Genomic DNA, 15,477 nt, shown 5'->3' with positions numbered 1-15,477 from the left:
TCACTGTGATGCTGCGCTCTCCGCCAGCCAGCCGCCGCCCAGCGCCCGGTACAGGTCGACTTCGGCCTGCAGCAGGGAGAGGCGGGCATTAATGGCAGCCTGACGGCTTGCCACCAGGTTACGCTGAGCGTCGAGGCGGGTCAGCATACTATCGATACCATTACGATACCGCTGGTCGGCAATATCGTAGTAGCGCTGGTAAGCCTCCAAAGCCCGCTTTTGACTGTCCAGTTGGTTGGCAAACCCGGTGCGGTTGCTGAGTGCATCGGCCACTTCAGTGAACGCGGTCTGCACCGCCTTTTGGTAACTGTTCACAGCCAGATCCCGATCCACCTCGGCGGTTTCCAGTTCCGCATCCAGTCGCCCGCCGGTAAACAGTGGCAGGTTGATGGAAGGGCTGAATAGCCAGGTGCCCGAGTTGGCATCAAACAGGTCACTGAACTCAGAGCTCAGTGTGCCTGCATTGGCGGTTAACCGGATGCTGGGGAAGTAGGCGGCTTTAGCCGCGCCAATCGCTGCGTTGGCGGCCTGAAGCTGGCGCTCGGCCGCGATCAGATCGGGACGCTGCAGCAGCAGGTCCGAGGGCAGCCCGGGTTCCACACCGGCGATAGATACGGCGGCCAGCTCAGAGGCGGGGCTCCAGTCGTCCGGTAGCGGTTGTCCGATCAGCAGCGTCAGCGCATTGCGGTCCACTTCGGTCAGCCGTTGATAGCGCGAGCGCATGACCTCGGCATCCTCGTAGGCCGCTTGAGCCTGCGCCAACTCCAGCTCTGAAGCGACACCCAGATCATAGCGCTGCTGCACCAAATCCCGGTTTTCTGATTCGATCTCCAGGGTTTCACGGGCCAGGTTCAACTGCTCCCGGTCTGCGACCCATGTCAGATAGGCGTTGGTAACGCCGGCGACCAGAGAAATCTGGGTGGAGCGCAGCGTGGCTTCCTGTGCCAGATACCGCTGCAAAGCGGCTTCCTCCAGGCTACTGACCCGGCCAAACAGGTCCAGCTCATAGGAGGAAACGCCCAGCGTCACACCGTACTGGCTGCTGATGCTGGCATCGCTGGCGCCACTGAGTGTTTCCGGTACCCGCTGCCGCGTGCTGGATCCGTCCGCACCGACTTCCGGCAGCAGAGCGGCGCGCTGGATCTGGTACTGGGCCTGGTAGCGCTGCACGTTCAACAGTGCTGCGCGTAGATCCTTATTCTGCTCCAGCGCCAGAGCGATTACCTGCTCCAGTGCCGGGTCTTCGATCACGTTTTTCCAGCCAGTGTCCGCCGCTGCTAGTTGCGCACTAGTCGGGCTGCTCCACTGGCTGATCGCGGTGACCTCGGGCCGCTGATAATCGGGCATCATGGAGCAGCCGCTGACCAGCGCAATGGCTGCAGCAAGTGTGGTCATCCGTTTCATGGGCGAGCCTCCGTTGTGTGGCGACGGGCTTTGGTCAGTTTCATCACCAGCAAGTAGAACATGGGAACGAAGAAGATCGCCAGGAAGGTCGCCGCCAACATCCCGCCGATAACGCCGGTACCGATCGCCTGACGGCTCACAGCGCCAGCGCCGGTGCTCAGCGCCAATGGCGTAACACCCAGGATAAACGCCATGGAGGTCATGATAATCGGACGCAGACGCATACGGGCGGCTTCCACCGTGGCTTCCCAGAGATCATAGCCCTGATCATAGAGTGCTTTGGCGAATTCCACGATCAGTATCGCGTTCTTCGCCGAAAGACCGATGGTCGTCAACAGACCCACCTGGAAGTACACATCGTTGTCCAGCCCGCGCAGAGTAGCAGCAAGTAGCGCGCCCAGGACCCCCAGCGGCACAACCAGCATGACCGAGAACGGCACCGACCAGCTTTCATACAGGGCCGCCAGACAGAGGAAGACAACCAGCAACGAAAGTCCATAGAGAGCGGGCGCTTGAGCACCGGCCATCTTTTCCTGGAACGACATGCCGGTCCACTCCAGGCCCACACCCGGTGGCAGTTTGGTCAGCATCTCCTCCATGGCCGCCATGGCATCACCGGTACTGAATCCGGGCCCGGCCTGACCCTGCAGGTTCATGGCGGGTACGCCGTTGTAACGCTCCAGGCGCGGCGATCCGTAGTCCCAGTAACTGGTGGCAAAGGCGGAGAAGGGCACCATATCGCCCGCGTTATTGCGGACATACCACTCGTTGATATCTTCGGGCAGCATGCGTGAAGAGGCTTCGCCCTGTACATAGACCTTCTTGACGCGACCGCGGTCAACAAAATCGTTGACGTAGGTTGAGGCCCAACCGGTACTCAGGGTGCTGTTTACGTCTTCGATGTTGATCCCCATAGCCTTGATCTTCTCGTAATCGAGATCGATCCGGAAAATAGGCACATCCTCCATACCGTTGGGGCGCACGCCGGTGACGCGAGGGTCCTGAGCGGACATGCCCAGCATCTGATTACGGGCAGCAAGCAGCGCGTCATGGCCGATATTACCCCGGTCCTGAAGCATCAGGTCGAAACCGGATGCCGTACCCAATTCCGGGATCGGAGGCAGATTGATCGGGAATACCCGGGCATCCTTGATCTGGCTGAAGGCGCCCCAGGCGCGGCCGATCACCGCCTGCACGGATTGACCGGGCTCGGTACGTTCAGACCAGTCCTTGAGCTGAATAAATGCCAGGCCCATGTTCTGACCTTGACCGGCAAAGCTGAAGCCGGACACGGTGAACAGTGAGTTGATCGCCTCTTCCTGCTCGGCAAAGCCTTCGATCTGCTTCATGACATCCAGGGTCCGTTCCTGCGTGGCGCCAGCCGGCAGCTGAACCAGTGTCAGGAAGACGCCCTGGTCTTCGTTGGGCAGGAAGGCGGTGGGCATGCGTACATAGAGGTAACCCAGACCAGACACCAGAACCAGATAGACAATCAACATCCGCACCGGGCGCTTCATGGTGCCGCCAACGCCACGCTTGTAGCCATCGGTGGCTCGGTTGAAGGTCCGGTTAAACCAGCCAAAGAACCCTTTCTGCTTACCATGGCCTGGTTTGGCTGGCTTGAGAATCGTCGCACACAGTGCGGGCGTCAGAATCAGAGCGACCAGCACCGACAGTGCCATGGCCGAGACGATGGTCAGTGAGAACTGGCGGTAGATGGCACCGGTAGATCCGCCGAAAAACGCCATGGGAACGAACACGGCCGACAGCACCAGTCCGATACCGATCAGGGCGCTGGTAATCTGATCCATCGACTTGCGGGTGGCCTCCAGTGGGCTGAGGCCATCTTCGTGCATGACACGTTCCACGTTCTCCACGACCACGATGGCATCATCCACCAGCAGGCCGATGGCCAGGACCATACCGAACATAGTCAGTGTGTTGATGCTGTAGCCGAAGGCCGCCATAACACCGAACGTACCCAGCAGTACGACCGGTACAGCGATAGAGGGAATCAGCGTGGCGCGGAAATTACCCAGGAACAGGTACATCACCAGGAAGACAAGCAGGATCGCCTCACCCAGTGTTTTTACAACCTCGGTAATGGAGATTTCGACGAACGGCGTAGTGTCGTAGGGGTAAACCACCTCCATGCCGGGCGGGAAGAAGGGTTCGAGCTCTGCGATGCGCGCTTTGACGGCGTCGGCGGTATCCAGCGCGTTCGCACCACTGGCCAGCTGCACGGCAAGACCGGCTGCGGGTTTACCGTTAAAGCGGCTGACTACAGAGTAGTCCTGAGCACCGAGCTCGATGCGGGCCACATCGCGCAGGCGAACCTGGGAGCCATCGCTGTTTACTTTGAGCAGGATATTCTCGAACTGACTGGTATCGGTCAGCCGGGTCTGGGAGATGATGGTGGCGTTGAGCTGCTGATCATCAACAGCGGGCAGCCCGCCGAGCTGACCGGCCGCAAACTGGTTATTCTGTGAGGCGATGGCCGCGTTCACCTCTACCGGCGTCAGGTTGTAAGCCGCCAGACGATCCGGCTTGAGCCATATCCGCATGGCGTACTGACCGCCAAAAATACGGATATCCCCCACGCCCTGTGTTCGGGACAGCGTATCCTTGAGCTGACTCTCGGCGTAGTCCGCCAAATCGGCACGGTTCATGGTCCCGTCCGGGGATACCAGGCCGATAACCATCAGGAAGGATGTGTTGCCCTTGGTAACACGAACCCCCTGTTGCTGAACAGCTGTCGGTAGCAGGGGTTCAGCCTGGGATAGCTTGTTCTGAACCTGAACCTGGGCGATGTCCGGATCGGTTTCGGCGGCAAAGGTCAGTGTGATCTGAACGCTGCCTGAGCTGCTGCTTTGGGATGACATATAAAGCAGACCATCGAGGCCGGTCATGCTCTGTTCGATCACTTGCGTTACGCTGTTTTCCAGCGTCTGGGCCGAAGCGCCGGGGTAGGTGGCGCTGACCCGCACGGATGGCGGTGCAATACTCGGGTACTGCTGAATCGGAAGCTTGAGGATCGACAGCGCACCCGCCAGCATGATCACAATAGCGATCACCCAGGCGAAAATGGGCCTGTCGATAAAAAATCTGGCCATGAATGCTGCTCCTTAACGGCTTTCGCTGTCGCCCTGGGCCGGTTGAGGTGTGACCTGCGCGCCCGGTGAAACTTTCTGCAGACCTTTGACGATAATGCGATCACCCGCCTGCAATCCGTCATTGACCAGCCACTTATTACCGATGGCTCGTCCGACGCTGACCGGGCGGGATTCCACTTTGTCCTCTTCGGTAATGACCATCGCAGAAGCGGCACCATTAGGCTGACGGATGATGCCGGGCTGCGGCGCAAGAATCGCATTGTCGAGTTGCTCGATCACTACGCTGGCGCGCACAAACATGCCGGGTAGCAGCCATTCGTCACTGTTGTTAAACAGCGCACGGATGTTAACGGTGCCGGTATCCTGATCCACCTGACTTTCGGCAAATTTCAGCGTGCCGGTTTCAGGGTAGGTTGTGCCGTCATCCAGGCTGACCTGAATGCTGGTTTCCGGCACGCCGCTGTCACGCTTGAGCTTGAGCAAGGCTGAAGCGGGCTGGCGGATATCCACGTACACCGGTGACAGTTGATGGACCCGTGCCAGAGCGGTACTTTGCTGAGCGGATACCAGTGCACCTTCGGTAACGTTGGAACGGCTGATAATACCGGCTATGGGCGCGGTAATACGGGTGTAGTCCAGATCGATCTGGGCCCGTTTAACCGCGGCTTCAGCCGCTTGAATCTGAGCCTGGGCCTGTTTCCAGGCGGCTGATGCATCATCCGCTTCCTGTTGGCTCACCGCGGACGTTTTTACCAGGCTGGCGTAACGCTCGGCCAGCAGGCGAGCGCTCTCCGCGTTGGCGCGGGCCAGTGCCAGCTCGCTTCTGGCCGCAGCCAGTTCTGCTTCATATACCGCCGGGTCGATCTGATAGAGCAGGTCGCCGGCCTCGACGCGGGCACCCTCTTCGAACGCGCGCTCAAGAATGATGCCGCTGACCTGCGGGCGAATTTCAGCGCTGCGATAAGCCGTTACCCGGCCGGAATAGGTTTCACTGATGTTGACTGACTCGGTCTGGAGGGTAACGAACTCAACGGCCGGAGGAGGAGGTGCAGCTCCCTGCTGCTGTTGTTCGCTGGAGTCCTGGCACCCTGCCAGAAACGCGCCGCCGATGACCAGTGCCAATGTCGGCCAGCGTTTGAGTGATGCAATTAGTCTGTCCATGTGTTCCTCGAAAAGACGGTATCGATTAGAGGTGGGGAATAGCCCAGCTGATGGCTCAGTTTACATACAATCACGTTTGTATGTAAACTGAATGACATCGAAAACTTAGGTAAAGAGTCAAGTATTGCGTAGAACAAAAGAAGAAGCGGAGCAGACCCGGTTACAGATTATGTCTGTAGCCCTTGAGCTCTTCGCCCGACAAGGCATCGCTGCGACCAGTCTGACCGGTATCGCTCGAGCAGCGGGGGTAACCCGGGGTGCGATCTATTGGCACTTTAAAAATAAGTGGGATCTGTTCGATGCGATCTGGCAGCACTACTCCGGACCCATTAACGCGTTGGGTGAGGCAAGCCAGGCGGAGGATGAGGCAGACCCACTGGGCAAACTTGCCCAGCTTTTCCATCTGGTGCTGTTTAAAATGGAAAACGATGAAGGTTTTCGTCGCATGATTGTGATGTGCTCCCGGGAGAGCGCTGTCTGGGGGCAGGATATTCCGGATCGAATCAAACAATTTCAGGAAGAACTTCACCAGAAACGCCGCCGCACATTGGAGAACGCCATGCGCAAGGGGCAGTTGCCCGCCGATCTGGATCCCGACGCAGGCTCGTTGATGATCAAGGTGATGCTGGAAGGGGTTCTGATGAGCTGGTTACAGCGTCCCGATTGTTTTTCCATCGCCGACAGGGCGGACCAGATCGTAGAGTCGATTATGGTCGTGCTCAAGCAGGGAGTGCGCCTGCAGCCGGTTAACCGCTCACCGGACTGAACCGAAGCTCAGCTTCAAGCGTAAATCCTCGCACCAATATACGGACAAGCTAGCCGGAAGGCGAGGGGACAGTATGAGCGAGGCACTGCAGGGCTGCTACGCCCAGATAATTGAAGGTTTGGGCGAAGACCTGAACCGAGATGGATTACGCGATACACCTAAGCGCGCCGCCAAAGCGATGGCTTACCTTTGCAACGGCTATGACAAGAGCCTCGAAGAGGTTGTGAATGGCGCGCTGTTTCCCACCAACAATGATGAAATGGTGATCGTCAAGGATGTTGAACTCTACTCCCTGTGCGAACATCATCTGTTGCCCTTTGTGGGCAAGGCGCACGTTGCTTATATCCCCACCGGTCGTGTTCTGGGGTTGTCAAAGATCGCCCGTATCGTTGACATGTTCGCCCGCCGGTTGCAGATTCAGGAGAACCTGACACTTGAGATTGCCGAGGCGATTCAAGGCGTTACCGGTGCCGCCGGGGTCGGTGTCGTGATCGAGGCTCAGCACATGTGTATGATGATGCGCGGTGTCGAGAAGCAGAACTCGGTGATGAGTTCGTCGGTAATGCTCGGCGCGTTCCGGGAATCCAATACCACTCGGCAGGAATTTCTGCAGTTGATAGGGCGTGGATAATGAAGCAGGCACAGCCAGGACAGGCGACCATCAAAATAAAGAACCTCCGGTTGCGAACCTTTATCGGGATCAACGAGGAGGAAAAGCAGAAACAACAGGATATCGTGATCAACGTCCTGCTGCGCTATCGGGTCAATGGGGCAATCACCCATAACGATATCGATCATGCCTTGAACTACCGCACGATCAATAAGGCGATCATCAATCATGTAGAAGATGGTCGCTTTTTGTTGCTGGAGCGACTGGCCAGCGAGGTTCTGGGCTTGGTCATGGAAGACCCGATGGTCTGTTATGCGGAAGTTGAGATCGATAAGCCCCATGCGCTGCGTTTTGCAGACTCGGTTTCAATTACGCTCTGCGACAGCCGCGATTAAGGTTCTCAGCCAAACCCGCGGTTCGCCTGACGGAGAGTGGAACGATCGTGTTAGTTGAAACCGAAATTAAGTTGGCGCTTCCCCGAGGCTTGGTCGACTCGCTCAAGACCCTTCCTCTTATAACCCGGTATCAGCACTCTGGCTGGCAGCAGGTCAGGCTCTATAACCAGTACTTCGACACAGCCGGGCTGGATCTGGATAAAGCGGGCTTTGCGTTGCGGATGCGTCGGGATGGCAACCAGTTTATCCAGACGCTCAAGGGGCGAGGCGATAGCCGGGCCGGCTTGTCGGTGCGCCAGGAGTGGGACTGGTATCCCAGCTCGGAACAGCTGGATCTCCCTGCTCTGATCGATGGCGCGCCAGCGGTGATCCGGGAAGCCCTGGCCGGAAAAAAGCTGCTTCCCCTGTTTCGTAATGACTTTGAGCGCAGAAAAGTAGCCATACTCTGGAACTGGCGGGGTAGTCCGGTAGAGCTCGAGCTGGCCCTGGATGTGGGCGATGTGCGCACCCGTCACCAGCGCAGTCCGATCTGCGAACTGGAGCTTGAGCTTCGGGCCGGAGAGTCGCAGGGGCTGCTGGCTTTCGCCATTGAACTCGCCCGGCAGATACCCTTATGCCCGCTGGATGTGGCCAAAGCCGAGCGCGGGTTCCGGTTGCTTGATCCGGGGCGGGCCGCTAACCCACCGTCGACAGGGCGTCCGCCGGGCGAGGTGGAGCTATCTATTATTACGCTGCTGGAGATGCTCGTTAAGCGCCTGGTCATGGCGGGTGAAGCGGCAGTCCTTGAGCTGAGAACCGCCGCCGATGACCCACTTGAAGTGGCACGGCTAATCGAGCGAATCATCGATCAGCTGCCGACTCCGGTGTTGTTGCGGACGGTTTGGCAAGGGCTGATCATAGAGCTCCAAAATCTGCCCGGGCATGATCGGACGGCGTTAAAATACTGGATAGAACACCACCCGACATTGGGCCACGCTGCGCTGAATCTACGCCAGTGGCTGGACGCCCAGTCAAATGACCCACAGGCGACACTGTCGGCCAGGCACAACAGTGCATTGCTCGCCCTGATGGAGCAGATAACCGATGAGTATTGAGCAGACTATTTTAATCACCGGTGGCGCGCAGCGTGTCGGTTTACACTGTGCCCAGCGGTTTGCTGAAGCGGGTTACCGAGTCATTATCACCTGCCGTGCTCCCCGGGCGGAGTGGGAGCATACGCCACTGCAGGGTATCGAGGTGATGCTGGCGGATTTCTCCACGCAAGCGGGGATCGAATCCTTTATTGAGCGTCTGGATCGGCGCCAGGCCCGCCTGCGCGCGTTGATCCATAACGCATCGGTCTGGCTTGATGACAGCACCGGTGCTGATGCCTTTCAGCAGATGTTTATGGTTCATCTGCAGGCACCCTACCTGATCAATTTGGCCAGTGAGCGCTGGTTCGATCAGGAGGGGCCTGCTGACATCATTCATATGACCGACTTTATCGCTCGCCAGGGCTCACCACGCCATATCGCCTACAGCGCCACCAAGGCGGCGTTGGAAAATCTGACGCTCAGCTTTGCCAGCCGCTTTGCGCCGTCGGTCAAGGTTAACAGCATCGCTCCGGCGCTGATCATGTTCAACGAGGGGGACTCCCCTGAATACCGCAAAAAAGCGCTGTCCAAATCTGCGTTGGGTATTGTGCCGGGCCCCGATGTGGTGTTTCAGGCGGTTAACTATCTGATGAATAACCCCTATGTGACCGGCACGACGCTGGACCTGAATGGGGGGCGTCACCTTAAACGATAATTCATATTTGGTTGTTCAATTTTCGAACAGCCGTGTGCTATAGTTTATTCAACAGGAGTTTTTCCTGAGCGGATCCTTTCTCGACAAGGGCAAACTTCGGGTAACCGGAGGACGCAAAGTCACAGGTCCCCCTTGGGGATGGCTGGGCCGTCGAAGGAGAGTGAGCTTGCTAGTCCACGACTTCTTCCAGGATCTGACGTATGCCACATTACAGTTGAGGCGCTCGGATCTGTCTGCAGTTCGTAGCGCCATAATCGCCGGGCAGTCTAGCGTGTCCGAGGAGTAGCGCATCATGAACAGGACAACAATCGGTCAATCCGGTGATCCGACCCCGCTGAGGATCCTCTTTATCGACCCGCATTCCGCGTTCGTCACCTGGGGCGGTGAGCTTGCCGAGCACGGTTGCGATTGGCAAATTGTGCGAATGGATGATACGCAGGTCGCCCTGGAGCTGCTGCAGGAGGGGCGGTTTGATGCGGTGATCGTCGCGAGTCTGAGCAGTTTTGAACGTGAACTGGGCGTGCTGCGCCGGGTCGCCGATTATGATCATCGCGTCGCACGTATTCTGTTATCTCCGCCGCTCAGCGTTTCCAAACAGGCCAAGGCGCTCGATGTTGCTCACCGTAACATTACCCAGAATAGTGATCTGCGCGACGTTATCTCCGCGGTTGAACAGACCGTAACGGTTACCCGTCAGTTGTACCGCGATAAGGTGGTACGCTCTTTTGCCGCCTTCAGACAGTTACCGTCACCTCCGGGCATCTACAGTGAGCTCACCCGTGCAGTCACCGCCGACCATACTAATGCCCGTGATATCGCGGCCATTGTCGAACGGGACCCGGCGCTGGCCGCGCGTATTATGCAGCTGGTCAATTCCAGTTATTTCGGTCTTCAGCGCAAGATCAGCAATCTGCAGGAAGCGTTGACTCTGCTGGGTGTGCGGACCGTACGGGGTTTGGCGCTGGCAGGGCATTTGCGTTCCCATTACGGTGAGCAGTCACAATGGCAGGCGTTTTCGTTTGAGCGTTTGAGCGAGCGGGCGCTGAGTGTAGCGCGACTGGCACAGGATATCGCAGGCTCCCATGAAGGGGCTCAAGTTGCGAGGGATCAGGCGTTCCTGGCCGGGCTGCTGCTGGATATCGGCATGTTGATGTTAGCGGCCGAGCAGGGCGACGGTTACCTCAAAGTGCTCAGGTACGCGGCCCGCAAGGAGTTGCCGCTGCATGTGGTCGAACGTATGGCGTATGGTGTTACCCATGCCGAGCTCGGCGCATATCTGCTGGATATGTGGAATCTCCCGCCGCAGGTTGTGGAGGCCGTGCTGATGCACCACACACCGGATGAAGCGGTCAGCGAAGGCTTTACGCCTCTTACGGCTGCTCACATTGCGGATAGTTTGCTGCCGTCCATCACCAATGAGTTTGCACTGGAATTAAACGCCGAGCTGGATGAAGACTATGTTCAGTCCACCGGCTGCAAAGGCGAATTCCCCGGTTGGAAGATGCAGGCTAACGCCTATCGGTTACGGATGCGCAAGAGCGAGGCGCAATCAGCCTGAAGCACTAGATGAAAGGCAATGGCGCATTGATGGTGTGCTTTTTGCTTCGGTACTTGGCAGGCACAGTGTTTGTCTTCCGGTAAACCGGTCTGGCCTGCTCTCTTCGAGTTTGTCTCACCAGGAGCATCTACCGGACGGCAGGCGGTGCCTGCGGTCCGGTGAAGATTAGCCTGCGTCGCACCCCTTCTCATTGAAATGCACTGTATTGGTGCAATGCTGGAGTGCTAGTCTGTCTGAAGAAATCCTCTCATCCGGCCGTCTTCTTATTCGACAGGAGTGATGTAATGATTTTAGCGACAGATTTGGATGGCACCTTTCTTGGCGGGACACCCGAAAACCGAGCACGCCTCTATCAGCTGATTAACGCTCACCCGGGCATCAGGCTTGTGTTCGTAACCGGTCGAGGCCTGGAGGCGGTCATGCCACTGCTGTCGGACCCCGGTATACCCGAGCCTGAATATATTATCTGTGATGTGGGCGCGACGGTCGTTGAAGGCAGTACACTTCAGCCGGTGGCCAAACTGCTCGATGAGATCGAGGAAACCTGGCCCGGAGAAATCCCCATCGTTGAAGCGATGTCGAAGTTCCCCGGTATCCAGCGTCAGGATGTGCCCCAGGCCCGTCGCTGCTCCTGGTTCTGTGAGCCTTCGGATGTCACCGATGAGGTACACAGGGTAGCCGAGGAACTCGGTTGCGATCTATTGTACTCAGCCGAGCATTACCTCGATTTTCTGCCTAAAGGCACTAACAAGGGGGCCACGCTCAAGCGCCTGGTGAGCTTTATGGGCGAGAGTAGCGATGATGTACTCGCTGCCGGCGATACACTGAATGATCTGGCGATGCTCGATGGCAGCTTCAAAGGCGTCTGCGTAGGGGATTCCGAGCCCGGCCTGCTGGAGGCAACGGATAAGAACGCCTGGATACTGCATGCCGAAGAACCCGGCTGTGGCGGGATTCTGGAGGCGATGAGCCACTTCGGCTTCCTGGGGCCACAGGGTGTGGCGCATGAGGGGTACGAGGATGCAAAGCCGGGGACATCTGACCTGGTTATGGTCTATCACCGCTTGCCTTACGAGGAGGTGAGGGAGCGCGGTAAAGTGCGCCGTCAGCCTCACAGCTCGCCGAACGGTATCCTGCCCACGTTGCTGAGTTTCTTCGCGGACGGAACTCGCGGTGCCTGGATCGCCTGGAGTATTGACGATGGTACCGAGCAACCCTTTGTGACCCATACCAGTGTTGATAAGGACGCTTACCCCAACCTGATCTGCTCCCGTGTCCCGTTGAACAAGGATGATGTGGATATCTTTTATAAGCGCTTCTCCAAAGAGGCGTTCTGGCCCATGCTCCATACCTTCTGGGAGCGTGCAGAATTCCGCGAAGATCACTGGGAGATCTTCTGCGAGGTGAATCGCAAGTTTGCTGAGAAAACGGCGGAGGAGGCGGCTGAAGGCGCGTTGGTCTGGATTCACGACTATAACCTGTGGATGGTGCCTGCCTACCTGCGCGAGCGCCGACCGGATCTGCGGATCGCCTTTTTCCACCACACCCATTTTCCATCCGCCGATATCTTTAACGTGGTGCCTTGGCGTCGCGAAATTGTGGGTAGCCTTTTGCAGTGTGACTATGTCGGCTTCCATATCCCGCGCCAGGTGGAGAACTTTGTCGATGTGGTTCGTGGCGTGATGCCGTTTACCGTGCAGGAGCGTCAGTCCTGTGCGCCGCGCTTCCTCACCTACGGCTGTGCGGCAGGGCTTGGTGAGATGACCAAGGAGATTGAGACCGATCAACGTGTTATCCGGCTGGGTGCGCATCCGGTCGGGCTGGATCTGGATCGCATGAAGCAGGCGCTGGACTCCCGTGCCTACCGCAAGCAGCGTCGGCTGCTGGAGGAGGAGATGGGTGACAAGGGGCAGATGATCCTGTCGGTGGAACGGCTGGACTACACCAAGGGGGTTCTGCCCAAGCTATTGGCTTTTGAGAAGCTGCTGGAACGACACCCGGAGATGCAGAATGAGGTGACGCTGGTCATCATCTGCGTACCGGCGGCCCAGGAGATTAAGGTGTATCAGGACCTGGTGGCCGATATCGAGCAGGCCGTGGGCCGGATCAACGGTCGATTTGCCCAGGTGGGCTGGACACCGATCCGTTACTACTACCGGGGGTTCCCACTCCAGCAGCTGGTCAGTTTCTACGAGCGCGCTGATGTGATGTGGATTACACCGCTACGGGATGGTCTTAACCTGGTTGCCAAGGAGTTTGTCGCCACACAGGGGTTAACGGAACGTGCCGGACGGTTGGTGTTGTCTGAGTTCACCGGGGCAGCTGCCGAGCTTCATGGTGCCTTGTTAACCAACCCCCATGATATTAACGACCTGGCCGAGCGCTGTTATCAGGGGCTGGTGATGCCGCCGAGCGAAGCGGCGACGCGTATGCGTTTGCTATACGATATCGTCAATTACTACGATATCCGCCGCTGGGGCGAAGAGTTCATCTCCGGTGCCACCGCATTATCCGAAGCCGATACGGCAGCGGCGCTGGAAGCCGAGTCTGCCTGAGTTCTAACGCGGGTTTTCCGGTGTTAACCCGGTTTCTGCCGCGACCGGTAGTCCCCGCTGCAGCATCAGCCGTGTGGCGGGGGCAAGGATGGCGCAAGCCGCCATCATTAAGACCATGGGCTGCGGTGTACCGTCCGCCACCAATCCTACCAGTGAGCCACTCAACGCCCCGAAGGCGAAGCCGCAAGCCCCCATCAGTGCCGTTGCCGTGGCGCTGTTATGGGGGAAAATCTCGGTGATACCCGCCATGGAATTGGCGCTGACCAATCCGTGGCATCCGAAAAACAGCATAATCAGCAGAATAAACATGGGTAGTGTTGGAGCCCCACTGACCAGTGTGTAGAGGGCCAGCACAAGACCGGTCGCCAGCTGGATGATCTGGCCGGCCAGAAGCAGCTTCTGAGGATGGTGTCGGCCGAGCAGACGAATATTGAGCTTGTTGAAAATCATCAACGCGAATACGTTGGCGCCGAATGCAAACGGATAAGCGGTTTCGCTGAGTTCAAAGTAGCCCATGTAAACTGAGGGCGAGCCGGTGATGAAGGCGAACAGGCTGCCATAGGCAAAGCAGGCTGAAAACAGGTATCCCAGTGCGTAGCGGCTTTTCAACACCATCCAGTAGCGCTTGATGGCGTTGGGTCTGTCCTTCTGGACAATCCGGGTTTCAGGCAGCACACGGAAAATGACGACTGCCAGAATCACGCCATAGATAAGCAGGAGGATAAAAATAGGTCGCCACCCCAGCGTTTGTAGGATCAGACTGCCCAGAAGCGGCGCCAGCATGGGAGCGAGCATCAAAATGATCGCCATCCGTGAAAGCGTACGGGCGCTGTCACGGCCACCGCTGATATCCCGAACGATGGCCGGTGTGTTAACGACCGTCATTCCGCCACCGAGTGCCTGGATAACGCGCATTCCCCACATCCATTCGATGTTTTGGGCAAAACTGATTGCCAGTGAGCCTGCACAGAACAGTGCGAGGCCGATGAAGATCCCGATGCGGCGTCCGAAATGGTCTGAAAAGGGACCGCCTACCAACTGGCCTATGGAGAAGCCTGCCAGAAACAGGCTGATCGATAGTTCCACATCATGTACTGAGCGCGATAAGTCATCGGCGATGGTCGGGACTGCCGGCAAGTAGGCATCCGTGGCCAACGGAGCCAGGGCTGTCAGCGCTGCAAGCAGGAAAACGAAACCGGGTATCCGGAGTGTGTGCACACCGGTAGACATAAAATACTCCGTAGGTAAGCTCTAAGCTTGGTATGAACACCGTCGGGTGATGGATGACCTCGCGCTTGGGCGAAAGGCGATGTGGCTGCGTGGTGTTCAGATTAGAATTCGTGTAATATACATTACACTTTTAGACCAAGTCCAGTACTCGGATATATATTTCCGGTTTGTCGGAGTCTCCCTATGCCTACCGAAGCCCCCTGCCCGCCCACGCTCACTCCTAAAGGTATTGAGCGCCGTAATCGCATGCTCGAGTCGGCTCGCGAGGTGTTTTTGGAGCAGGGTTTTGAAAACGCCAGTCTCGCCGAGATTGTGAAGCGTTCAGGCGGTTCGATGAGTACGCTCTATCGTTGCTTTGGTAACAAGCTCGGTCTGTTTGAGGCGATGGTCAATAACTCCTGCAATGAGCTGTTTTCCGATTTGGCCATAGAGGAGTGGCTGGAAGACCCGGATATTAGATCGGCTCTGCTGCGATTTGGGCAGCGTTTTCTGAGCATGGTCTTTCGTCCCGGCGCTGTGGCTATGTACCGGCTCGTTATTTCAGTGAAAAGCGACGAGCGCGAAGCCATTCAGCGTATCTTCTATACACAGGGGCCGGAGCGTATCGGGGTCGAGCTGGGGCGGTTTCTGACGCATCAACGCGACCGAGGTGTTATTGCACTCGAGGATCCGGAGCTGGCGGCGTTTCAGTTCATCGAGCTACTCAAGCAGCCTTGGCATATGCGGGCGCTGCTGGGTATACCGTTTGATCCAGAGCTACCTGTGAAATCGCTTCCCCAGGCGGTTGATATCTTTCTGCAAGGGATTCGTGCCAAACGGTAAAAATGGCCGGCGCGGCAGTTCTGCCTGCAACCGGCCTGGGAAGAAAGCGGTGTATCGTTGAGACCCAGTCTAGCA

Annotated in this window: 12 protein-coding genes and 1 riboswitch; of the genes, 8 read left to right on the top strand and 4 right to left on the bottom strand. The window is 57.6% G+C overall.

The window, feature by feature from the left end; genetic code table 11:
• The 3 genes from G403_RS0116225 to G403_RS0116215 are packed head-to-tail and all read right to left on the bottom strand — an operon-like array spanning position 1 to position 5,678.
• Complete coding sequence (locus tag G403_RS0116225) at positions 1–1,404, bottom strand: efflux transporter outer membrane subunit (RefSeq protein ID WP_027854922.1); 1,404 nt, start codon at positions 1,402–1,404, stop codon at positions 1–3.
• Positions 1,401–4,517: an efflux RND transporter permease subunit gene (locus G403_RS0116220; protein ID WP_027854921.1), complete on the bottom strand. Its 3,117-nt coding sequence runs from the start codon at positions 4,515–4,517 to the stop codon at positions 1,401–1,403. Before G403_RS0116220 ends, G403_RS0116225 begins: the two co-directional genes overlap by 4 nt.
• Positions 4,518–4,529: 12 nt before the next feature.
• Positions 4,530–5,678: an efflux RND transporter periplasmic adaptor subunit gene (locus G403_RS0116215; protein ID WP_027854920.1), complete on the bottom strand. Its 1,149-nt coding sequence runs from the start codon at positions 5,676–5,678 to the stop codon at positions 4,530–4,532.
• A 124-nt stretch (positions 5,679–5,802) separates the two neighbouring features.
• On the opposite strand from G403_RS0116215, the gene G403_RS25800 reads away from it, so the two are divergent.
• From G403_RS25800 to ggpS, 7 genes are all read left to right on the top strand, one after another.
• Positions 5,803–6,444, top strand: a complete 642-nt coding sequence (locus G403_RS25800; protein ID WP_027854919.1) for a TetR family transcriptional regulator — start codon at positions 5,803–5,805, stop codon at positions 6,442–6,444.
• 73 nt (positions 6,445–6,517) lie between these two features.
• Complete coding sequence (folE, locus tag G403_RS0116205) at positions 6,518–7,075, top strand: GTP cyclohydrolase I FolE (RefSeq protein WP_027854918.1); 558 nt, start codon at positions 6,518–6,520, stop codon at positions 7,073–7,075.
• The gene (gene folX / locus G403_RS0116200; RefSeq protein WP_027854917.1) at positions 7,075–7,449 is read left to right on the top strand and encodes a dihydroneopterin triphosphate 2'-epimerase; all 375 of its coding nucleotides are present in this window, start codon (positions 7,075–7,077) and stop codon (positions 7,447–7,449) included. The genes folE and folX overlap by 1 nt, the downstream gene beginning before the upstream one ends.
• A gap of 47 nt (positions 7,450–7,496) precedes the next feature.
• Positions 7,497–8,543: a CYTH domain-containing protein gene (locus G403_RS24615; RefSeq protein WP_051299155.1), complete on the top strand. Its 1,047-nt coding sequence runs from the start codon at positions 7,497–7,499 to the stop codon at positions 8,541–8,543.
• Positions 8,533–9,237: a dihydromonapterin reductase gene (folM, locus tag G403_RS0116190; RefSeq protein ID WP_027854916.1), complete on the top strand. Its 705-nt coding sequence runs from the start codon at positions 8,533–8,535 to the stop codon at positions 9,235–9,237. Before G403_RS24615 ends, folM begins: the two co-directional genes overlap by 11 nt.
• A gap of 78 nt (positions 9,238–9,315) precedes the next feature.
• Positions 9,316–9,392, top strand: a riboswitch (cyclic di-GMP riboswitch).
• Positions 9,393–9,529: 137 nt separating this feature from the next.
• A complete protein-coding gene (locus tag G403_RS0116180; protein WP_027854915.1) occupies positions 9,530–10,795 on the top strand; it encodes an HDOD domain-containing protein in 1,266 nt (421 codons plus the stop codon).
• Positions 10,796–11,079: 284 nt separating this feature from the next.
• Positions 11,080–13,350 (top strand): glucosylglycerol-phosphate synthase, encoded by a 2,271-nt coding sequence (gene ggpS / locus G403_RS0116175; RefSeq protein ID WP_027854914.1) that lies wholly within the window; start codon positions 11,080–11,082, stop codon positions 13,348–13,350.
• A 3-nt stretch (positions 13,351–13,353) separates the two neighbouring features.
• Here ggpS and G403_RS23640 read toward each other — a convergent pair whose 3' ends face one another.
• Complete coding sequence (locus G403_RS23640; protein ID WP_051299153.1) at positions 13,354–14,580, bottom strand: multidrug effflux MFS transporter; 1,227 nt, start codon at positions 14,578–14,580, stop codon at positions 13,354–13,356.
• A gap of 183 nt (positions 14,581–14,763) precedes the next feature.
• Between G403_RS23640 and G403_RS0116165 the strand changes: the two genes are divergently transcribed.
• Positions 14,764–15,402, top strand: coding sequence for a TetR/AcrR family transcriptional regulator (locus tag G403_RS0116165; protein WP_027854913.1), 639 nt, complete (start codon positions 14,764–14,766; stop codon positions 15,400–15,402).
• Positions 15,403–15,477 lie beyond the last annotated feature (75 nt).

Origin of the sequence: Marinobacterium litorale DSM 23545, assembly GCF_000428985.1 — a bacterium.
GTDB classification, from domain to species: Bacteria; Pseudomonadota; Gammaproteobacteria; order Pseudomonadales; family Balneatricaceae; genus Marinobacterium_D; species Marinobacterium_D litorale.
Note: the sequence above shows the minus strand (reverse complement) of the source record. Positions and strands in the feature narration are given on the sequence as shown.